The sequence below is a fragment of the Dechloromonas denitrificans genome, from assembly GCF_020510685.1.
Lineage (GTDB): Bacteria > Pseudomonadota > Gammaproteobacteria > Burkholderiales > Rhodocyclaceae > Azonexus > Azonexus denitrificans_A.
The window spans coordinates 3,882,420-3,902,234 of sequence record NZ_CP075185.1; the positions used below are offsets into that span (position 1 = coordinate 3,882,420).

General features: G+C 62.7%; 18 protein-coding genes. 15 read left to right on the forward strand and 3 right to left on the reverse strand.

The window, feature by feature from the left end; genetic code table 11:
- The first annotated feature begins 4 nt into the window (after positions 1 to 4).
- The 6 genes from lptE to KI611_RS18560 are packed head-to-tail and all read left to right on the forward strand — an operon-like array spanning position 5 to position 7,885.
- Entirely contained in the window at positions 5 to 532 is a 528-nt protein-coding gene (gene lptE / locus KI611_RS18535; RefSeq protein WP_226417128.1) for an LPS assembly lipoprotein LptE, read from the forward strand.
- A complete protein-coding gene (gene holA, locus KI611_RS18540) occupies positions 532 to 1,563 on the forward strand; it encodes a DNA polymerase III subunit delta (protein ID WP_226417129.1) in 1,032 nt (343 codons plus the stop codon). Before lptE ends, holA begins: the two co-directional genes overlap by 1 nt.
- 30 nt (positions 1,564 to 1,593) lie before the next feature.
- A complete protein-coding gene (locus KI611_RS18545; protein ID WP_226417130.1) occupies positions 1,594 to 3,804 on the forward strand; it encodes a TonB-dependent receptor plug domain-containing protein in 2,211 nt (736 codons plus the stop codon).
- Positions 3,805 to 3,813: 9 nt separating this feature from the next.
- A complete protein-coding gene (locus KI611_RS18550; RefSeq protein ID WP_226417131.1) occupies positions 3,814 to 4,353 on the forward strand; it encodes a YfiR family protein in 540 nt (179 codons plus the stop codon).
- Positions 4,350 to 6,977: an ATP-binding protein gene (locus KI611_RS18555; protein ID WP_226417132.1), complete on the forward strand. Its 2,628-nt coding sequence runs from the start codon at positions 4,350 to 4,352 to the stop codon at positions 6,975 to 6,977. Before KI611_RS18550 ends, KI611_RS18555 begins: the two co-directional genes overlap by 4 nt.
- Entirely contained in the window at positions 6,974 to 7,885 is a 912-nt protein-coding gene (locus tag KI611_RS18560) for a diguanylate cyclase (protein WP_226417133.1), read from the forward strand. Before KI611_RS18555 ends, KI611_RS18560 begins: the two co-directional genes overlap by 4 nt.
- A gap of 27 nt (positions 7,886 to 7,912) precedes the next feature.
- On the opposite strand, the gene KI611_RS18565 is transcribed toward KI611_RS18560, so the two are convergent.
- Positions 7,913 to 8,155, reverse strand: a complete 243-nt coding sequence (locus KI611_RS18565; protein ID WP_226417134.1) for a hypothetical protein — start codon at positions 8,153 to 8,155, stop codon at positions 7,913 to 7,915.
- A 114-nt stretch (positions 8,156 to 8,269) separates the two neighbouring features.
- On the opposite strand from KI611_RS18565, the gene KI611_RS18570 reads away from it, so the two are divergent.
- From KI611_RS18570 to KI611_RS18600, 7 genes are all read left to right on the forward strand, one after another.
- A complete protein-coding gene (locus KI611_RS18570) occupies positions 8,270 to 9,526 on the forward strand; it encodes a glutamate-5-semialdehyde dehydrogenase (RefSeq protein WP_226417135.1) in 1,257 nt (418 codons plus the stop codon).
- A 105-nt stretch (positions 9,527 to 9,631) separates the two neighbouring features.
- Complete coding sequence (locus tag KI611_RS18575; RefSeq protein WP_226417136.1) at positions 9,632 to 10,087, forward strand: bacteriohemerythrin; 456 nt, start codon at positions 9,632 to 9,634, stop codon at positions 10,085 to 10,087.
- Between the two features lie 83 nt (positions 10,088 to 10,170).
- A complete protein-coding gene (locus KI611_RS18580; RefSeq protein WP_226417137.1) occupies positions 10,171 to 10,650 on the forward strand; it encodes a methylated-DNA--[protein]-cysteine S-methyltransferase in 480 nt (159 codons plus the stop codon).
- On the forward strand, positions 10,628 to 11,536 hold the full coding sequence (xerD, locus tag KI611_RS18585; protein ID WP_226417138.1) for a site-specific tyrosine recombinase XerD: 909 nt from the start codon (positions 10,628 to 10,630) through the stop codon (positions 11,534 to 11,536). Before KI611_RS18580 ends, xerD begins: the two co-directional genes overlap by 23 nt.
- A gap of 153 nt (positions 11,537 to 11,689) precedes the next feature.
- The gene (locus tag KI611_RS18590) at positions 11,690 to 14,491 is read left to right on the forward strand and encodes an EAL domain-containing protein (protein ID WP_226417139.1); all 2,802 of its coding nucleotides are present in this window, start codon (positions 11,690 to 11,692) and stop codon (positions 14,489 to 14,491) included.
- A complete protein-coding gene (gene ybaK / locus KI611_RS18595; protein ID WP_226417140.1) occupies positions 14,488 to 14,979 on the forward strand; it encodes a Cys-tRNA(Pro) deacylase in 492 nt (163 codons plus the stop codon). Before KI611_RS18590 ends, ybaK begins: the two co-directional genes overlap by 4 nt.
- Before the next feature lie 101 nt (positions 14,980 to 15,080).
- Entirely contained in the window at positions 15,081 to 15,956 is an 876-nt protein-coding gene (locus KI611_RS18600) for a ZIP family metal transporter (RefSeq protein ID WP_226417141.1), read from the forward strand.
- 44 nt (positions 15,957 to 16,000) lie between these two features.
- Here KI611_RS18600 and KI611_RS18605 read toward each other — a convergent pair whose 3' ends face one another.
- Positions 16,001 to 16,351 carry a dihydroneopterin aldolase gene (locus tag KI611_RS18605; protein WP_226417142.1) on the reverse strand — a complete coding sequence of 117 codons (351 nt, stop codon included), beginning with the start codon at positions 16,349 to 16,351 and terminating at the stop codon, positions 16,001 to 16,003.
- A 66-nt stretch (positions 16,352 to 16,417) separates the two neighbouring features.
- Between KI611_RS18605 and plsY the strand changes: the two genes are divergently transcribed.
- Positions 16,418 to 17,014 carry a glycerol-3-phosphate 1-O-acyltransferase PlsY gene (gene plsY / locus KI611_RS18610; protein WP_226417143.1) on the forward strand — a complete coding sequence of 199 codons (597 nt, stop codon included), beginning with the start codon at positions 16,418 to 16,420 and terminating at the stop codon, positions 17,012 to 17,014.
- A 257-nt stretch (positions 17,015 to 17,271) separates the two neighbouring features.
- The gene (locus KI611_RS18615) at positions 17,272 to 18,714 is read left to right on the forward strand and encodes a catalase (protein WP_226417144.1); all 1,443 of its coding nucleotides are present in this window, start codon (positions 17,272 to 17,274) and stop codon (positions 18,712 to 18,714) included.
- A 186-nt stretch (positions 18,715 to 18,900) separates the two neighbouring features.
- Here the strand turns inward: KI611_RS18615 and KI611_RS18620 are convergent, their stop codons facing one another.
- A complete protein-coding gene (locus tag KI611_RS18620; RefSeq protein ID WP_226417145.1) occupies positions 18,901 to 19,668 on the reverse strand; it encodes a toll/interleukin-1 receptor domain-containing protein in 768 nt (255 codons plus the stop codon).
- Positions 19,669 to 19,815: the final 147 nt, after the last annotated feature.

A 19,815-nucleotide genomic window follows, 5' to 3' on the forward strand; every position in this document is an offset into this window, starting at 1 on the left:
TGCCATGCGCTTCCCGTTCCGGCTTTTGCTCGCAGTGCTCTTCGCCGCCTTTATTGCCGGCTGTGGGTTCCATCTGCGCGGGACGCTCAGCGGCAACCTGCCCTACAAAACGATGTACATCGCACTGCCGGAAACGGCCGATGTCCGGATCTGGCTCGAACGCTACATCAATGCGGCCGGCAGTACCGAGATCGTCGATGACGCCAAGCTGGCCGATGCCACCTTCCAGCAACTCACCGACAGCCGCCAGAAGACCATCCTCAGCGTCAACGCCCAGGGTCGCGTGCGGGAATACCGCCTGCAACTGACCTACCGCTTCCAGGTCGTCAATACCAAGGGCCAGGTGCTGGTGCCGCCGAACGAAGTCAACCTGAGCCGCGACATCACCTTCGACGACTCCAACATCCTCGCCAAGGATCTGGAAGAAGGCCTGCTCTGGCGCGACATGAACAATGACCTGGTCAACCAGATCATGCGCCGGCTGTCGATCATCAAGCCGAAGAACCCCGACCTGCCAGAAGAAGACGAGTAATGCTGCTGAAGGGTGAACAACTCGCCGCGCACCTCGAACGCGAGTTGCGCCCCCTGTATGTGCTGTACGGCGACGAGCCGCTGCTCGTCATCGAAGCCGCCGACACCATCCGCAGCAAGGCCCGCCAGCAGGGCTACAACGAACGCGAAGTGCTGACCGTGCTGCCGGCTTTCGACTGGGGTCTGCTGCTCGCCGCCGGCGGCAACCTGTCATTGTTCGGCGACCGCAAGCTGATCGATCTGCGCATTCCGACCGGCAAGCCGGGCAAGGAAGGCGGCGCCGCACTACAGCAGTGGTGCCAGCACCTGTCGTCCGACAACCTGCTGCTGATCACGCTGCCGGAACTCGACTGGCGCGAGGAAAAGGCGGTCTGGTTCACCACCCTGGTCAACGCCGGGGTGGCGATCAAGCTGATGGCGCCACCGCTCGCCGAACTGCCGGGCTGGATCGCCGGCCGGCTGCGCCGCCAGCAGCAGAGCGCCGATCAGGAAAGCCTGAAGTTCATCGCCGAGCGCGTCGAAGGCAACCTGCTCGCCGCCCACCAGGAAATCCAGAAACTCGGCCTGCTCTACCCGGCCGGCCAGTTGACCGCCGAGCAAATTCGCGACGCCGTGCTCAACGTCGCCCGCTACGACATCGACGGCCTGCGCGAAGCCCTGCTCTCCGGCGACATCGGCCGCCTGACCCGGACGCTCGACGGGCTGATGCAGGAAGGCGAAGCGCCGCCCCTGGTACTCTGGGCGATGAGCGAGGAAATCCGCGCGCTGACGACAATCCGGGCCGGCATCGATAGCGGCAAGGCGGTCGACCAGTTGCTCAAGGACGCCAAGGTCTGGGGACCGCGCGCGATACCGGTGAAAAAGGCATTGCAGCGCCTGACCAGCACGGTACTCGAAGCCGCCCTGCAACATGCCGGCAGAATTGACCGGCTGGCCAAAGGCATCGGTCAGGGTAATATCTGGGAAGAATTTCTCCGTCTCGGCCTGCGCCTTTGCCCGGGCGGCCCGATACGGACCGGCGCCGTGCGCTGAACCAGACAAAAACGCTATGCCGGGGGATCCATGAAAACCTTTTGTCCGAGTCTGCGCCTGCTCGGCCTGGCGGCGGCGCTGAGCGCCGCGCCAACCGTCGGCCTGGCCACCGACAGCGTCAGCGAGCTGCTGCCGCTGTCGCTTGAAGACCTGATCGCCACCCCGGTGATCACTGCCTCCCGTCGCCAGGAAGGCCGTGAAAAGACCCCCGCCCACATCATGGTGATCACCCGCGAGCAGATGCGTGACCGGCGCTACAAGAGCCTCGCCGACCTGCTCGAAGATCTGCCGGGCGTCGATTTCCAGCGCGGCACGCGCTCCTCCCAGTACAACAACTTCGTCTTTCAGGGCCACGTCAGCAACAACAAGTTGCTGATCCTGCTCGACGGCGTGCGCATCGACCATCCAGCCGGCGGCAAGATCCCGATTGCCGAGAACTTCTCGCTCTACTTCGCCAAGCAGGTCGAGGTCCTCTACGGACCGGCCGCCGCCCTCTACGGTGCCGACGCCTTCGCCGGCGTCATCAACATCATCACCGAAAAGGCCGAGGGGGCCAGCGGCAAGGTCAGCGCCGGCTTCGGCAGTTTCGGCTCGCTCGAAGGCGATTTCCTGACCAGCGGCAAGCTCGGCGAAAACTTTTCGCTGACGGCCGGCGCGCACTACCAGCAAAGCGACCGTGCCAAGCTCGACAAGTACTACGCCAAGGACTATCCGAAGGTCGATGCCAAGACCTTTGCCGGCAACACCGTCATCCCGGCCGCCGCCCGCGAGGACTATGTCGGCGGGATCAGCAGCCAGAGCCAGTATTTCCGCCTCGATGCCGGCGACCGGCTGACCGTCGGCTTCTACCGCAACCGTTTCAAAAGTCTGACGAGCACCGGCGACACAACCGCCAGCGCGCTCTACCTGGATAATGCCCGCTGGGACACCACCATCGACACCTGGTACGGCAAATACCGGTTCGATATCAGCAACTCGCTGTCCAGCGAAACGGTGATCGATTATTCGCGCTACGAAATCGATCCGCAGAGCCGCTATCTCAATATCTTCACCGACTTCCAGAACGAGGGCTACGATTATTCGAAAGCCCGCCGCCAGGGCATCGAACAGAATTTCAACTGGCGGGCCAGCGACGAGCATGCCGTTCTCGCCGGCCTGGCCTATCGCGACTACTACGCACTGGAAACGCCCGACCTGCCGCGCCCTTACGACACCTCGAAAGGGCCGCGCGAGCAGGGAGTTAACTACCCGAACACGACCTTGCCCGTACAAGGCTTCGAGACCAGCTACTACAGCTGGTCGGGCTATGTGCAGTGGCAGGCGCAATGGACCCCGACGCTATCGACCATGGTCGGCGTCCGCCAGGACTGGTATTCGACCTACGGCAGCAGCACCAACCCGCGCCTCGGCATCGTCTGGCGGGCGGTGCCCGGCAGTTACCTCAAGCTGCTTTACGGCGAAGCCTTCCGCGCCCCCTCGCCGGACGAGTCGGTGAGCGCCTTCGGCTCGTTTACCGGCGCCAAGGATGGCAGCGGCCGCTATATCGGCGTCAATTTCCGCGTTCCCAATACCGCGCTCGAACCGGAGAAATCGAAGAACCTGTCCCTGACCTGGGACTGGCGGCCGCGCAAGGATTTCAACCTGGTCACCAATCTTTATCACGCCAAGGTCACCGACGTCATCGTCACCAGCAACGAAGCCGTGTCGACCCAGTACATCCCGGGCGCCATCCTTTCCAAGACATCCGCGAAGCAGAATGGCGGGCGCGACGACTACATCGGCCTCGATCTCATCCCGCAATGGCAGATCCATCTGGCCGGCGCGTGGACCGCCGATCTATGGGGGAGCTACAGCTACATCAAGGGCACGACACAGGATTCGCTCAACGGCATCGAGTGGGACCAGACCTACATCGCGACCCACAAGCTCAAGCTCGGTACCACCTTCCGCTATCAGGACTGGCTGACCGTCACGCCCCGCCTGCAATGGATCGGCGAAACCAATACCGGGGTGAAGAACACGCTCGCTCCGGGCGAACGGCTGAAAACCGACGCCCACACGCTGGCCAGCCTGCACCTCGGCATCCACAAGCTGGCCGGCGAACACCTGTCGCTCTACGTCGATATCTACAACCTGTTCGACGAGCGCTACTACGCCGCCCACGGCTCGTCGAGCACGACCATGATCCAGGTGCCGCAGCAGCCGCGCACCGTCATGGGCACCGTCGAATACCGCTTCTGACGGCGGCGCGTGAGCAGACTCGACCGCTTCTCCGCTGACTGGCTGGCCAGGGCACTCCTGCTCTGGCTCGGCTTGCTCGCCGCTGTACCGGCCATGGCGCAAGCCCAGGTCGTCTCCGAATACGGCATGAAAGCGGTGCTCTTTTACCGCCTGTCGCAATTCGTTTATTGGCCGGCCGGCGAGAAGGCCCCCAGCCCGCTGATCCTCTGCGTCGTCGGCAAGAATCCGTTCGGCCCGGCGATCAACCAGTTGAGCCAGGATGGCGCCAACATCGAGCTCCGTCTGGCGCCGGGCGATCCGACGGCCTGCCATCTGTTGTTCATCAGTCGCTCGGAGGCCGGCAACCTTGAATCCTGGCTGAACCGGACCGACGGAAAGCGGATCGTCACGGTCTCCGACATCGCCGGCTTTGCACGGGCTGGCGGAATGATCGAATTGCCCGTGGAGGGCGAGCGGGTGAGCATCGTCATCAACCGTCGCACCGCGCAGAAAAAGGGCTTCGAATTCAACGCCCAGCTACTGCGCCTGGCCCGGGTCATCGAACCATGAACAACCGGCGCCAACGCCTGAAGACCCTGCTCCGGCCCCAGCCGAGTATCCGCAACAAGCTGGTGGCGCTGTCGTTCTCGTTTCTGCTGATCACCGTCGGGCTGGTTGTCCTGCTCGTCTATGCCCAACAAAAGCACTTGTTGCAGACCCAGTGGGCCGAATCGATGGCCGCCCAGGCCCGTCTGCTGGCGACCAATTCGCAGGCGGCAGTGGCTTTTCTCGACCAGCGCGAAGCCGACCGCCTGCTCTCCTCGCTGGCTATCAATCCGGCCGTCGAAGCCGGGCGCGGCATCCTGACCAATGGCCAGGTACTGGCGACCTATCAACGCGACCCGCAGGCACCGCAAAGCTTTCCGGTCGGCGAACAAGCCGCCGCCTTCCTCGACCAACACCTGATCGTTCGCGAACCGATCCTGCTCGCCGGGCAAAGCCAGCCGGCCGGGTACATCGAACTGCTGGTCTCGCTCGGGCAATATCACCAGACCATGCGCCAGACCATGGGCGAAACCGTCATGCTGCTGCTGCTCGCGCTCGCCGCCCTGCTGCTGATCAGTCGTTATGTCGTCGGGCGGATTACCGCGCCGCTGGAAAACCTCGACCGCCTGGTCAAACAGGTCTCGCGCGACGGCCGGCTCGATCAGCGCCTCAACACCAACAGCCGGGACGAAATCGGCCGCCTGAGCCGCGGCTTCAACCAGATGCTGGACAGCCTGCAGGCCCGCGACAGCGAATTGGCCGCCTATCGCAATACGCTGGAAACGAAAGTCAGCGAACGGACCCAGGCGCTGCGCGACGCGATGGCCGAAGCGCGGCGCGCCAACCGGGCCAAGTCGGAGTTCCTGGCCCGGATGAGTCACGAAATCCGCACGCCGCTCAATGCCATCACCGGACTCAGCCGGATGGTCCTGGAAAGCCCGCTGGAGCCCCAGCAGTACGAGTATCTGGGGCAAGTAATGGAATCTTCGGACGCCTTGCTCGGCATCATCAACGACGTCCTCGATTACTCGAAAATCGAAGCCGGCGGCCTGACGCTGGAATCGCGCCCATTCTCGCTCGACAAGGTCTTTCAATCGACCGGCAGCCTGTTCAGCGCCCGGGCGCGGGCGCACGGCCTGGACCTGCGCTTTGTCCACAGCGGCGAGATCCCGCCAGTTCTGCTCGGCGACTCGCTGCGCCTGGGCCAGATCCTGATCAACCTGGTCGGCAATGCCATCAAATTTACGCCGCAGGGCGAAATCGAGGTCAGCGTGCGGACCGCCGCGCAGTTGCCCGATCAGCGCATCAGCCTGGAATTCGCCGTGCGCGATACCGGCATCGGCATCCCGGCCGAGCAGCAGGAAACGCTGTTCAGCCCGTTTACCCAGGCCGACAGCAGCATCACCCGGCGCTTCGGCGGTACCGGCCTGGGGCTGGCGATCTGCCGGCAACTGGTCGAACTGATGGGCGGCCGGATCTCGCTGGAAAGTTCGCCGGAGCACGGCAGCACCTTCCGCTTTACGGTGATTTTTGCCCTGCCGGCGGAAGCGATCGCCGGCAGCCCGCCGCCCGCCGCCAACAGCACGAAAGAGCGCAATTTGCCGCGCTGGGCGGGCGAACGCGTGCTGCTCGTCGAAGACATCGCGATCAACCGCACCATCGCCGTTTCCTTGCTGCAACGCGTCGGACTCAGCGTCGGCATCGCCACCAACGGCCAGGAAGCGCTCGATCTGCTGGAAAAGGAAGAGTTCCGGCTGGTCCTGATGGACATCCAGATGCCGATCATGGACGGTCTGACGGCGACCCGGGCGATTCGCGCCGAGCCACGCCTGGCGACGCTCCCGGTAATCGCGATGACTGCCCATGCCACCGTCGAGGACCAGCAGCAGACGCAGGAAGCAGGCATGAACGCCCACCTGACCAAACCGATCACGCCGCAGCTTCTCTACGACACGCTGAGTCGCTGGCTGCCGCCGATCGGCGAGCAAGCCCCGGCCGAGCCGAGCGCTGAGGCGGAAAATGCGGTGGCATGGCCGCCCCTGCCCGGCATCGACAAGGCGGCCGGCCTGGCCTTGCACATGCACCGGCCGGAACTCTACCGACAATCGCTGCACGCCTTCCGGCGCGACTTTGCCGGCATCGACCAGCGCATTCGCCAGGCGCTGCTTGACGGCAACGGCATCGAAGCCCGCCAGTTGGCACACTCGCTCCGTTCGGTCGCCGGATCGCTCGGTGCCGCCCGGCTCGTCGATGCCACCCGCCAGCTCGAACAAGCGCTGAGCGGAGCGTCCGATGCGGCGACCAACGAGTCGCTGCTGATGACATTCGCCCATGAAATTCGAATAGTGATCGATGGACTTGCGGCGCTTCCTCCGCTAATCTCGTTACCCCTTGCCCGAAATATCACCGACTGGAACGAGTTCGCAGCGATGTTCGACCAATTAGCAACGAGTCTGACGGCAGCCGATGCCCGTAGCGAGAGGCTATTCGGGCAGTTGAAGAACGCCCTGGGCGGGCATCCGAAAGTGGATGCCGACGGCGCGACCTTGCTCGGGGAAATTTCCGCATTGATCGACGATGTCGAATACGAAGCGGCCCGCGAAAAATTGCAGACGCTGCGTCGGACACTGAGCGCTGCCCGGCCATGAGCGAATTGCAGACCGTGCTCGTCGTCGATGACGAAAAACAAAACCGCACGCTGCTTGCCGAACTGCTCCAGAACGATTGCCGCGTCATCCTCGCCAGGAATGGCACCCAGGCGCTGGAACGGACCCATGAGCAGAAGCCGGACCTCATCCTGCTCGACGTGATGATGCCGGAAATGTCCGGCCACCAGGTCATTCAGGCCTTGAAGAACGACGACGCGACACGGCAGATCCCGGTCATTTTCATTTCGGCACTCGATTCGCCGGCCGACGAGGAACGCGGCCTCGATCTCGGCGCGGTCGACTACATCACCAAGCCGTTTCATCCGTCGATCGTCCGCAAACGGGTCCGCAACCACCTGCAATCGGCGCATCAGCGGCACTTGCTGGAACACCTGGCGATGATCGACAGCCTGACCGAAATCGCCAACCGCCGGCGCTACGACAAGGCTCTCGACAACGAATGGCGACGCGGCGCGCGGACGCATAGCCCGCTGTCGCTGGCGATCATCGACGTTGATCACTTCAAGGCCTATAACGACCACCTGGGGCATGCCGCAGGCGACAATGTGCTACGGACGATTGCCAACTGCCTGAGGAATTTTGCCCTGCGCCCGGGCGATCTGGTCGCCCGTTACGGTGGCGAGGAGTTTGTCCTGCTATTGCCGAATACCGACGCCACCTCGGCGGCGACGATCGGCAACGAGATCCGGGCGAGTATCGAAGCCCTGGGCCAGCCGCACCCGAATTCGTCGGTCGGCCCACATGTCACCATCAGCCTCGGCGGGATGACCGCCAAGCCGGTCGGCGGCACGGTCGATCCAAGATTCTTTCAGGAAGCCGATGCGGCACTCTATGCCGCCAAGATGGAAGGAAGAAACCGCACGTTCTGGCGCTACAGCGCCAGTTGACCGCGCCGGCACGCCCGGCGCCGCCAATTAGGCAGCCTTGTCGGCCCCGCCGATGTCGTCGTCCGGTTCGAGATCTTCCCAGAGACAGGAGGTTTCCTTGCGCACGTCGTGCAAGCCAGGGCGGTCCTTACCCTGCACCAGGCATTCACCACTGCATTCCTCGGCAACCACCACCAGTTTCATATCGGCATCCACCCGCCGTTCCCCATCCCAGTAGCTGCACGTTGCGCAGACCTTGACCTCGGTCGGCAATATCAATTTTTTGGCCATCTGTTTCCTCGATGGAAAGCCCTGTTGTCGTAGCGGATAAGAGTTTACCCGCTTCCGGAAGTTCCCAGTAATTTGTCTGGCTATAATGGTCTTTTGCTCTGCACCCGGAACATCATGGATATCAAGGACTACATGCAGGACATCGGGCGCCGTGCCCGTACCGCCTCCCGCCGCCTGGCCGGCGCCACCACCGCCGAAAAGAATGCCGCACTACTGCATCTTGCCGCCGCCATCCGCCGCGACAAGACCGCACTGATCGCCGCCAACGCCCTCGACCTTGGCGCCGCCCGGGCCGCCGGCCTGGAGCCGGCCATGCTCGACCGCCTGGCGCTCAGTGAAAAAGGCGTGGACAGCATGGCCGAAGGCGTCGAGCAGGTCGCCGCGCTGGCCGATCCGATCGGCGAGATGAGCGACATCAAGTTCCGCCCCTCCGGCATCCAGGTCGGCAAGATGCGCGTGCCGCTCGGCGTCATCGGCATCATCTACGAAGCCCGCCCCAACGTCACCGCCGATGCCGCCGCCCTGTGCCTGAAATCCGGCAACGCCGCGATCCTGCGCGGCGGCTCGGAAGCGATCAACTGCAACCGCGCCATCGCCGCCCTCGTCCATGAAGCACTGCAGGCCGCCGGCCTGCCAGCCGACAGCGTGCAGGTGATCGATACCACCGACCGCGCCGCGGTCGGCGAGCTGATCACCATGCGCGAATTCGTCGACGTCATTGTGCCGCGCGGCGGCAAGGGCCTGATCGCCCGCCTGCTCGCCGAAGCGCGCGTGCCGATGATCCAGCACCTGGACGGCAACTGCCACGTCTATCTCGAAGAGGAAGCCGACCCGAACAAGGCGCTGAAGATCGTCGAGAACGCCAAGACGCAACGCTACGGCACCTGCAACACGGCCGAGTCGCTGCTTGTCGACCGCTCGGTTGCTGCCATGCTGCTGCCGCCGATCGCCCAGATGCTGACCGGCAAGGGCGTCGAGATCCGCGGCTGCCCGGAAACCTGCGCCATCGTACCGAACGCCGTCGCCGCCACGGAAGAGGATTACTACACCGAATTCCTGGCGCCGATCATCTCGGTCAAAGTGGTGTCCGGCATCGACGAGGCGATCGCCCACATCAACCAGTATTCGTCGGGCCACACCGAGGCTATCGTCACCGACAACCATCCGAAGGCGATGCGCTTCCTGCGCGAAGTCGACTCGGCCTCGGTCATGATCAACGCCTCGACGCGCTTTGCCGACGGCTTCGAATACGGTCTGGGTGCCGAAATCGGCATCTCGACCGACAAGATTCACGCCCGCGGCCCGGTTGGCCTGGAAGGACTGACCAGCCAGAAATGGGTGGTTCTCGGCGACGGTCACGTCCGCGCCTGAACTGCCGCGGATTGTTCTGACGGGACAAGACGCCTGCATTCTTGACACGACACCGTCGCAAACCGACACTCGCAGATTGCTTGATTTTTATATTGGACATACGCCATGGCCATCACCTGGACCAACGACCTGAACACCGGCATTGATGTAATTGACCACCAGCACAGACGCATCGTCGATTTCATCAACGACCTGGAAGCCGCCCAGGTCACCAAGGATCAGGAAAAGATCCGACAGGTAATCAACGACTGCGTCGATTACACGCTGTCGCATTTCGCCTTCGAAGAAAGCCTGCAGGAAGAATCCGGTTATCAATACTGCAAGCCGCACAAAAAGGTGCACGAGCTGTTTACCCGCAAGGTCTCCGAATATCAGCAACGCCTTGATCTCGGTGACGACGTCTCGGAGGAGTTGCACCAGATGCTGGCGCGCTGGCTGGTCAATCACATCAAACGGGACGACGCCGACTACGTCAGTGCGGTCAAGGCCAACATGATGAGCGTGATCAAGGACAAGGAAATCAAGAAGGAAGTCAGCTGGTTCCGGCGCTTCTTCAAGTAAATCACGCGGCAGGCCGGGATTTTCGTCCCGGCTGATTGTTGCCGGTACAGCGCGGCGACCGCTACGACACCCTGGGAGAAAACATGACCAAGCCGCACTACCAGGCCATCGTCGCCGCCCCCGGCTTTGCCCTCGGCGTGCAATGCGACGCCGACGAGATCACCGGCATCGACTTTCTCGAGCCCCAGGCCGAACAGCCCCCGGAAACGCCGCTCGCCGCCGAAGCCGCGCGCCAGCTGCGGGCCTATCTGGCCGATCCGGCTTTTGCTTTCGGCCTGCCGCTTCGTCCCTCCGGCACGAGCTTTCAGCGCCGCGTCTGGGCCGCAATCGCCGCCATCCCGCTCGGCGCAACCGAGACCTACGGACAGGTCGCCAAGCGCCTGAACAACGCCCCGCGCGCCGTCGGCCAGGCTTGCGGCGCCAATCCCTTCCCGCTCGTCGTTCCCTGCCATCGGGTGGTCGCCACGGGCGGCGGACTGGGCGGTTTCAGCCGGCAGGGCGGCGGCTTCCTGCTCGACGTCAAACGCTGGCTGCTCAGCCATGAAAACAGCCTCCCCGGCTGATCTCGCCGAGGTCGACCGGTTCTGCGACGCTCTCTGGCTGGAAGACGGACTGGCCAAGGCGACGCTCGACAGCTACCGTTCGGATCTTGGCCGCCTCGGCCTGTGGCTGGCCGAAAACAACCATGAACCTTTGCTCGACATTCGCGAAACGACCCTGGCCGCCTTCGTCGCCCACCTTTCGCGCCACACCCGGGCCAGCTCGCAGTCGCGTTACCTGTCCACGCTGCGCCGCTTTTACCGCTGGCAACTCGGGCGCGGCCGCATCGTCGCCGATCCGACGCTGAAGCTGGTCAACCCGGCCCGCCCCTCGCGCCTGCCCAAGGTGACCTCGGAAAAGCAGGTCGACAACCTGCTCAACGCCCCCGACCTCGACACCCCGCTCGGCCTGCGCGACCGGGCCATGCTCGAAACCATCTACGCCACCGGCTTGCGGGTTTCCGAGCTGGTCAATCTGAAGCTGCACGAAATCGGCTTCAACGAAGGCGTGCTGCGCGCCCTCGGCAAGGGCAGCAAGGAACGCCTGGTGCCGCTCGGCGAACAGGCCATCGACTGGCTGCTGCGCTACCTCAACGAAGCCCGTCCGGAAATCCTCAAGGGCCAGCAGAGCGACGCCCTGTTCGTCACCGCCCGGGGCGGCGCGATGACCCGCCAGGCCTTCTGGCAGTTGATCAAGCGCTATGCGCTGATCGCCGGGATCGCGCCGGAAAAGCTCTCGCCGCACGTCCTGCGCCACGCCTTCGCAACCCATCTGCTGAATCACGGCGCCGATTTGCGGGTGGTGCAACTGCTGCTCGGCCACGCCGACATTTCGACCACCCAGATCTACACCCACGTCGCCCGCGAACGCCTGAAATCGCTGCACGCCATGCACCATCCGCGCGGCTGACTTTGCCGCCCGACGCCGGCGCATCCGCGCCGCTCCGACCTCTGGCAGGAACAGTACCGGATGCAAATGTGGTCAAAAAAATGATAGCTTGATGCCTTCGCCGAAAAAACAACGGCAAAACCCGGCCAAACCGCCCGCAAGAGCGTTCCCTACTTGAACAATCCACGCCTCAGCCGCTTCGCACTGCTTACTTTTTTGCTGGCTATCGTGCTCACCGGCATCCTTTACCGGAACTTTCTGGATTCCGAACGGGCCAACACCCGGCTCGATTTCGAGCAGGCCGCGACGATCCGCATCAATGCCCTGCGCGCCGAGGCCAAGGGGACCATAGAACTGCTGCGCTTGCTGTCCGCCCATCTGGAACTGGTGCAGGGCGGCACGGCCAAGGGGTTCAGCCACTACACCCAGGCGATGCTCGACCAGCACCCCTACCTGCAGGCCGTCGGCTATAACCCCAGGGTTACGCTGGCCGAGCGCCACCGCTTTGAACAAGCGGCCAGAGCCGAACTGCCCGACTTCGCGATCAACGATACCCTGCAGCCCGGCTCGTTTGCCCGGGCCGAAGAGCGCAGCGAGTACTTCCCCTTCCTCTATGTCGAGCCGTTGGCCGCCAACAAACCGGCCAGCGGCTTCGATGTCGCCACCGAAACCACCCCCTCTCCGCTGTCGCCGCGACGCACGGCCATGCGGGCGGCCACCGACGGCAACACCATCGCCGTCACGTCGCCGCTCACCCTGGCCTTGAAAAAAACCTCCGGTCAAACCGGTGTCATCGTCTTTTCGCCGCTCTACCGGACAGGTCGGATCCACGCGGAAAATTTTTTCGGCTTCGCCACGCTGGTCATCCGGGTCAGCGACATGCTGCTCTGGTCGCAGCGCGTGGCCAGCGAACGCGGCGGGAAGGACGTCGAACTCGTGCTGCAGGATTGCACCGGGCCGGCCACGTTCGCCATGCATGGAAATCTCCCCGCCTCCCTGCCCGAATTGCGCCGCGAGGAACTGATCGACATCCCGGGCGGGCGGCAATGGCGGGTCACCGCCCTGCCGGTGAAAAACGCTTTCAGCCTGGCACCGAAAAGCGGCGCGCTCAGTTTGCTCGCCGTGGGCAGTGCGCTCAGCTTGTTGCTGGGGATACTCGTCCAGATCCTGGCCGGCCGCAGCCAGGCCATTCGGCTCCAAGTCAACGAAAGGACGGCCGATCTGGCAACGGCCAACGACAAGCTGCTCCAGGAAGTCGACCGCCGCATGAGCTCCGAAAATCGCCTGCGCCAGGTTTCCGCGCTGCAACGATCGGTTCTCGCCAATGCCGGATACGCCATCGTCGCCACCAATAATGAAGGCATCATCCAGGTCTTCAACCCTGCTGCCGAGCGAATTCTCGGCTACCCGGCCAAGGCCGTGATCAATCGCTTGCGCCCTTCCTTCTTCCATCAGCAGGAAGGCCAGCCGGACGAGGACGGCGCCCACTTCCGGGCGATCGTCGCCCCGCTGGCGGAATTGCCGGCGGGTTCGTCCTTCGACCAGGAACTGACCTTCTGGCCCCATTCGGGCCAGCCCATTCCGGTCAAGCTCTCCCTTTCGGTAATGCTTGACGAGGATGGCAAGCAGGTCGGCTATATGGGTATTGCCTACGATATCTCGTCGCAGAAAGCGGCCGAGGCGCATATCACGCGTCTGGCCCATTTCGATACGCTGACCGGCCTGCCCAACCGCCTGCAATTGCGCAAGGAACTGCGCCGGGCAATTGCCGCGGCGAAGCGTTCCGGGCAACGACTGGGGGTGATGTTCGTCGACCTCGACCGCTTCAAGAACATCAACGACTCGCTTGGTCACTTCGTCGGCGACGCTCTCCTGCAGAGCGTCAGCAAGCGGCTTCAGGGCTGCCTGCGCGAAGGCGACGTGATCGCCCGGATGGGTGGCGACGAATTCGTCATTCTGCTCGATCACATATCGACGCCCGAAATCGGGGCCGAGGTCGCCGAACGCATCCTCGAGCAGGTGAGCATGCCGATCGCCATCCAGGGGCATACGCTGACCATCACACCGAGCATCGGCATCGCCCTTTACCCGGACGACGGAGCGGACAGCGACTCGCTGATCCAGAATGCCGACACCGCGATGTACAGCGCCAAGGAATCCGGGCGCAATGCCTACTGCTACTTCACCCGCAGCATGAACGAACGGGTTTCCTCACGCTTGAACATGGAAAGCCGCATCCGCCACGCGCTCAAAGAATCCCTGTTCTTTCTCGATTACCAGCCACAGTTCGATGCGATCACCGGGCGCCTGACCGGCGCCGAAGCCCTGGTCCGCATGCGCGGTGCCGAAGGCGTCTTGCCACCCGACGGCTTCATCCCGGTGGCCGAGGACAGCGGCCTGATTCTGCCGCTCGGCGACTGGGTGCTGGCCGAAGCGGCGCGCCGCAACCGGGCCTGGATAGACGCTGGCTGGCAGCCGGTTCCGATTGCCGTCAACGTCTCGGCCCGCCAGTTCGAACAGCCGGACTTTCCTGAAAAAGTCCGGGCCGCGCTGGCCCGCGCCGATCTCGACCCCTGCTGGCTGGATATCGAGCTGACCGAAAGCACCATCATGCAATCGGTAGACAAGACCTTAGAGGCACTGAATGCCCTCAAGCTTCAGGGTCTGCGTATCGTCATCGACGATTTCGGTACCGGCTTCTCCAGCTTGGCTTATCTCAAGCGTTTCCCCATCGACTGCCTGAAGATCGACCGCTCCTTCGTCGAGGATCTCGAGCGGGGAAGCGAAGGTAATTGCATCGTCCAGGCTATCATCAGCCTGGCCCGCCAACTGAGCCTGCAAGTCGTCGCCGAAGGCGTGGAAACCGCCGGGCAGCTGGAGCTGCTGCAGCATTGGGGCTGCACCACCATCCAGGGTTATCTGCTGGGACGACCGATGGACGCCACAAGTTTTGAAGCACTACTCGAACGCCGATGAGCAAAATCGAACACGCCCCCGAAACCCCGGCCACCAAGTTCCTCAAGGCGCACCGGGTCGCCTATTCCAGCCACCTCTACGCCTACGAGGAACATGGCGGTACCAAGGTGTCGGCCCGCGAGCTGAATGTCGACGAGCACGCCGTGGTCAAGACGCTGATCTTCGAGGATGAAAACGCCAAGCCGCTGGTCGTGCTGATGCATGGCGACTGCAAGGTATCAACCAAGGAACTGGCGCGCCAGATCGGCTGCAAGAAGGTCGAGCCGTGCAAGCCGGAAGTCGCCAACCGCCACACCGGCTTCCTGGTCGGCGGCACCAGCCCGTTCGGCACCAGGAAAGCGATGCCGATCTACATCGAGAAAAGCATCCTCGACCTGCCGCTGATCTACATCAACGGCGGCCGGCGCGGCTATCTGGTCGGCGTGCACCCGCACGACATCATGCGCAGCCTCAACCCGAAAGCCGTCGAGGCGGCACTGAAGGGCTAAGGCACAAAATAGCCAACACCAATCGAGTGCATTTAAGCAATCGATTGGAGCTATCAATCGGCGATGCGTAAAGTAGCGTTCATCGGAACAGGAGCGCCACCATGACCCAACTCGTCGTCCAGCACTACACCCAGCCCACGGCCCGCCGTCACTTGTGGACCGGCATGGCGATGGCCGCTGTCGCCCTCGCCTTCGGCCTAGAACAATCGATCCACTGGCTGGCCGCCCATCCGATGGCGGCCAAGGGCCTTGAAGCGAGCCTGCTCGCCGGCCTGGCGACCGGCCTCGGCGCCCTGCCCGTCCTCTTTCTCCGTCGCCCGTCGGCCCGTCTGATGGCGCCGATGCTCGGCCTGGCCGGCGGGATGATGCTCGCTGCCAGCCTGTTCTCGCTGCTCGTCCCGGCCGTCCAGACGGTGGCGGCCAGCCCGGCCCCATGGCTCCTCGGCGGCATCACGGCCGCCGCCTTCCTGGCCGGCGTGGCGATGATGCAGCGCATCGATCGCCGCCTGCCGCACACCCATGTCGAAGAGCTCGAAGCGTCGGGGATGCAGCCGCATGTCGCGCTCGTCGTCGCCGCCATTGCCCTGCACAACGTTCCGGAAGGCCTGGCGGTCGGTGTCGCGGCGGCCTCTGGAGCCGACCACGGGATGACGCTGGGCATTGCCTTGCAGAACATTCCGGAAGGCTGGATCGTCGCCAGTGCGATGCTTGCCCTCGGCGCGGCACCGATCCGGGCGGCCTTGATCGCCCTCGGCACCGGCCTCGTCGAGCCGGTCGGCGGCCTGTTCGGCGTGGTCGCCAGCACGATGGCCGGTGCCACCTTGCCGCTCGCTCTGGCGGCGGCAGCCGGCGCGATGCTCTGGGTGGTCAGCCATGAACTGATTCCGGCCTCGCATCGCCCAGGCCGCGAAGCCGCCGGAACGGCCGGCCTGGCCGCCGGCTTTGCGGTGATGACGGTACTCGCCGCGGCCTTCTGAAGCAGGCTGTGCCGATTCCCGCACGGGGATCGGCGCAGCGAAAACTAGATCGAGCGCTCGATGATCACGCCGACGCGCTTGACGCCCGGCATCATGCCGAGCTTGGCGATCGAAACCCGCACCCAGTGCACGGCGAAGTTTTCCAGCAGCCAGGTCGCCACATGCTCGGCGAGCTTTTCCAGCAGGTTGAAATGGCTGGCCGACAGGTCGGCGCGCAGGCGCTCGACGACCACGGCGTAGTCGACGGTATCGCGAATATCGTCGCTAGCCCCGGCCGAGGCCGTCGACACGCCGATTTGCAGGGAAATCTCGACTGTCTGCGGCATTGCCTTTTCACGCGGATAAATGCCTATCCACGTGTCAGCGCGCAGATCTTCGATGAAAATGATGTCCATACGGGGTCGGAATGCCTTGGCAGTGTAAAATTTGGCGCGATTGTACTCCAGCCTCGATTGCCACTAATGCAAACCACCCTCGCCATTGTTGCCGCCTACCTGCTCGGTTCCATTCCCTTTGCGATGCTCTCGTCGAGGATCTTTGGACTGGCCGATCCACGCACTTATGGCTCGGGCAATCCGGGGGCAACCAACGTGCTGCGCAGCGGCAACAAAAAGGCTGCGCTATTCACGCTGATCGGCGATGCGCTGAAAGGTTGGGTGGCGGTTTTCATCGCCCAGCAGATGGGCTTTTCGAGCACCGTCATCGGCCTCGTCGCGCTGGCCGTATTCTTCGGCCACCTCTACCCCGTCTTCCTCAAGTTCAAGGGCGGCAAAGGCGTGGCCACCGCCGCCGGCGTACTGCTCGCCCTCGACCCGCTACTCGGCCTGGCCGTCCTCGGCACCTGGCTCTTCGTCGCCTTCGCCTTCCGCTACTCGTCGCTGGCCGCGGTCCTCGCCGCCGGCCTCGCCCCGGTCTACTCGGTGCTGATGCACGGTGCCGGCGGCCAGGTGATCTTCATCGGCATCCTCGCCATGGCATTGATCGGCAAACACTGGCAGAACATCCAGCGGCTGATGGCCGGCCAGGAAGCCAAGATCGGCAGCAAGAAGAAAGCTTGATCGGTAGCCGCCGCGCAATAGTTTTTTACTACCGAGCACATACTCACAATCGATTAGCCCAATCGATTGGCAACTCCTACACTGCATACATCAGATCAATTCGATCTGCATTCAGTGACAGGAGTCCGCCATGATCGCTCGATTCATTCAGCGTTTCTTTCAGGAAGAACAGGCCTGGGATTGCTATGTCGACATTCTGGCCGGCATCCCTGACAACCACTGATTCCGCTCTCACCCACTAAACTGGAGGAACGCACATGACCACCAAGAAACTCACCACCGCCGCCGGCTGCCCGGTTGTCGACAACCAGAACATCATGACCGCCGGCCCGCGCGGCCCACAATTGCTACAGGACGTCTGGTTCCTGGAAAAACTCGCCCATTTCGACCGCGAGGTGATCCCCGAGCGGCGCATGCACGCCAAGGGTTCCGGCGCCTTCGGCACGTTCACCGTCACCCACGACATCACGCAATACACACGGGCCAAGATCTTCAGCCAAGTCGGCAAGAAAACCGAGCTCTTCGTCCGTTTCTCGACCGTCGCCGGCGAGCGCGGCGCGGCCGATGCCGAACGTGACATCCGCGGCTTCGCGATCAAGTTCTATACCGAGGAAGGCAACTGGGATCTGGTCGGCAACAATACGCCGGTCTTCTTCCTGCGCGACCCGCTCAAGTTCCCCGACCTCAACCACGCCGTCAAGCGCGACCCGCGCACCAACCTGCGCAGCGCGCAGAACAACTGGGATTTCTGGACACTGTTGCCGGAAGCGCTGCACCAGGTCACCATCGTCATGTCCGACCGCGGCATTCCGGCCAGCTATCGGCACATGCACGGCTTCGGTTCGCACACCTTCAGCTTCATCAACGCCAACAACGAACGCTACTGGGTCAAGTTCCACCTGAAGACCCAGCAGGGCATCAAGAACCTGAGCGATGCCGAAGCCGAAGCGCTGGTCGGCAAAGATCGCGAAACCCATCAGCGCGACCTGTACGACGCCATCGAAGGCGGCAATTTCCCGAAATGGACGATGTACGTCCAGATCATGCCGGAGGCCGATGCCGAAAAAGTACCCTACCATCCGTTCGACCTGACCAAGATCTGGCCGCACAAGGATTACCCGCCGATCGAGGTGGGCGTCATGGAACTGAACCGCAATCCGGCCAACTATTTCGCCGAAGTCGAACAGGCCGCCTTCAATCCGGCCAACGTCCCGCCGGGCATCAGCTTCTCGCCGGACAAGATGCTGCAGGGCCGGCTGTTCTCCTACGGCGACGCACAGCGCTATCGCCTCGGGGTCAATCACGGCCATATCCCGGTCAATGCGCCGAAGTGCCCGGTACACAGCTACCACCGCGACGGTGCCATGCGCACCGACGGCAACTTCGGCAGCACGCTGGGCTACGAGCCGAACGGCTACAGCGAATGGCAGGAGCAGCCGGATTACCGCGAGCCGCCGCTGGCGATCAACGGCGCCGCCGATCACTGGAACTTCCGCGAGGACGATGACGACTACTACGCCCAGCCACGCGCCCTGTTCCGGTTGATGACCCCGGCCCAACAGCAGATCCTGTTCGACAACACCGCCCGCGCCATGGGCAATGCACCGGAAGAGGTCAAGCGCCGCCACATCGGCAACTGCACCAAGTGCGACCCGGCCTACGGGGCCGGCGTCGCCAAGGCCCTCGGCCTGACCGTCTAGGCAATACAGCCCGGGGCAACCCGGGCTTTTTTTTCGCAACCGCAAAGCAGAAAGCCCAACCGGTGAGGGTTGGGCTTTCGCTTGATTCTTTGGTGGTGATGGGCAGAATCACCAGCATCATCGCTACGTTAGCCTAAAGTCTTAATCAACAAAGGCACTATTGAACTTCAATGTTGAGACTCTGCGTCACCACTCGTGCTTCATTCCAGAGTCGCAAAATGAACGAAGTGACGATGCATAAGAGTGGTATGGAAAGGCCTGTATTTTCAATAGTTCTGCAACTTTCACTAGCAACTGCGAAACATCTGGCTCTGAACTCGATGCAATTGCGTTTAGAGATGCAAGCGGTTGCCCCAATGCACCGGCTTCGGTACCCCGAATCAGAATAGGCGCCAAATACTTCTGCGCTCCCCAGCGCGCACCAAGCTCGAACAACGTGTAAACGGAATTGAGGCTCGCTGGACTCAGCAAGGCGATTAAAACAATTGACTCGAAAACTTCTGACCTTAGTTGATCATTAAAGCTAGAGCCCGCGGGGAGGCGGAAGCCCTCAACACTTGTGCAGCGAATTCTGGTTGGATCAATTGGGAGTGCAGCGCGCAGCAGGGCTATGAAACTCTTCGCGACGTCACTGTCTGCAGTGCTGTGGCTGATAAATATATCCAAGGTGACTCCGTTTTCTATTTTCTGACTTGTGATGGAGGGCTGTTCTTCAAGGAATTTTTCACCTTGAAACGTTAGTCCTCCACGTACGAACGCAAGTTGGAAATATAGCTTTCCGCTTGAACTGTCCTTCATGACCTTGACATCATGCAGGAGCCCCTTATTCTTGGCCTCCAACAGTCGATTCGCCACCTTCTGAAAATCTTCTACATCTTTCTCGGAAGCGCTTGCAGGCTCAAAGCTGGTTTCACCTGCCCGAATGCGTTCGAGAGTCTCTTTTAGAAGTTGCACAGAGCCCCCTTCTTATGTTTAACGTGTAATCTCAGGGGCGCGAAGCCGGCTTGCGGGCAGAGCGTTCCTCTGAAGCGGGATGTTAGCGGGGTAATCGTGCAGGGCCCGCAAATCGCCCGAAAGGCACTCCGATACGTTCATTTAAAA

Excerpts from the sequence above, each read along its gene's own strand:
- KI611_RS18560 (WP_226417133.1), top strand. The coding sequence starts at position 6,974 with ATGAGCGAATTGCAGACCGTGCTCGTCGTCGATGACGAAAAACAAAAC.
- KI611_RS18605 (WP_226417142.1), bottom strand. The coding sequence starts at position 16,351 with ATGGACATCATTTTCATCGAAGATCTGCGCGCTGACACGTGGATAGGC.
- KI611_RS18600 (WP_226417141.1), top strand. The coding sequence starts at position 15,081 with ATGACCCAACTCGTCGTCCAGCACTACACCCAGCCCACGGCCCGCCGT.
- ybaK (WP_226417140.1), top strand. The coding sequence starts at position 14,488 with ATGAGCAAAATCGAACACGCCCCCGAAACCCCGGCCACCAAGTTCCTC.
- KI611_RS18545 (WP_226417130.1), top strand. The coding sequence starts at position 1,594 with ATGAAAACCTTTTGTCCGAGTCTGCGCCTGCTCGGCCTGGCGGCGGCG.
- KI611_RS18575 (WP_226417136.1), top strand. The coding sequence starts at position 9,632 with ATGGCCATCACCTGGACCAACGACCTGAACACCGGCATTGATGTAATT.
- xerD (WP_226417138.1), top strand. The coding sequence starts at position 10,628 with ATGAAAACAGCCTCCCCGGCTGATCTCGCCGAGGTCGACCGGTTCTGC.
- lptE (WP_226417128.1), top strand. The coding sequence starts at position 5 with ATGCGCTTCCCGTTCCGGCTTTTGCTCGCAGTGCTCTTCGCCGCCTTT.
- KI611_RS18555 (WP_226417132.1), top strand. The coding sequence starts at position 4,350 with ATGAACAACCGGCGCCAACGCCTGAAGACCCTGCTCCGGCCCCAGCCG.
- KI611_RS18565 (WP_226417134.1), bottom strand. The coding sequence starts at position 8,155 with ATGGCCAAAAAATTGATATTGCCGACCGAGGTCAAGGTCTGCGCAACG.
- KI611_RS18570 (WP_226417135.1), top strand. The coding sequence starts at position 8,270 with ATGGATATCAAGGACTACATGCAGGACATCGGGCGCCGTGCCCGTACC.
- KI611_RS18615 (WP_226417144.1), top strand. The coding sequence starts at position 17,272 with ATGACCACCAAGAAACTCACCACCGCCGCCGGCTGCCCGGTTGTCGAC.
- plsY (WP_226417143.1), top strand. The coding sequence starts at position 16,418 with ATGCAAACCACCCTCGCCATTGTTGCCGCCTACCTGCTCGGTTCCATT.
- holA (WP_226417129.1), top strand. The coding sequence starts at position 532 with ATGCTGCTGAAGGGTGAACAACTCGCCGCGCACCTCGAACGCGAGTTG.
- KI611_RS18580 (WP_226417137.1), top strand. The coding sequence starts at position 10,171 with ATGACCAAGCCGCACTACCAGGCCATCGTCGCCGCCCCCGGCTTTGCC.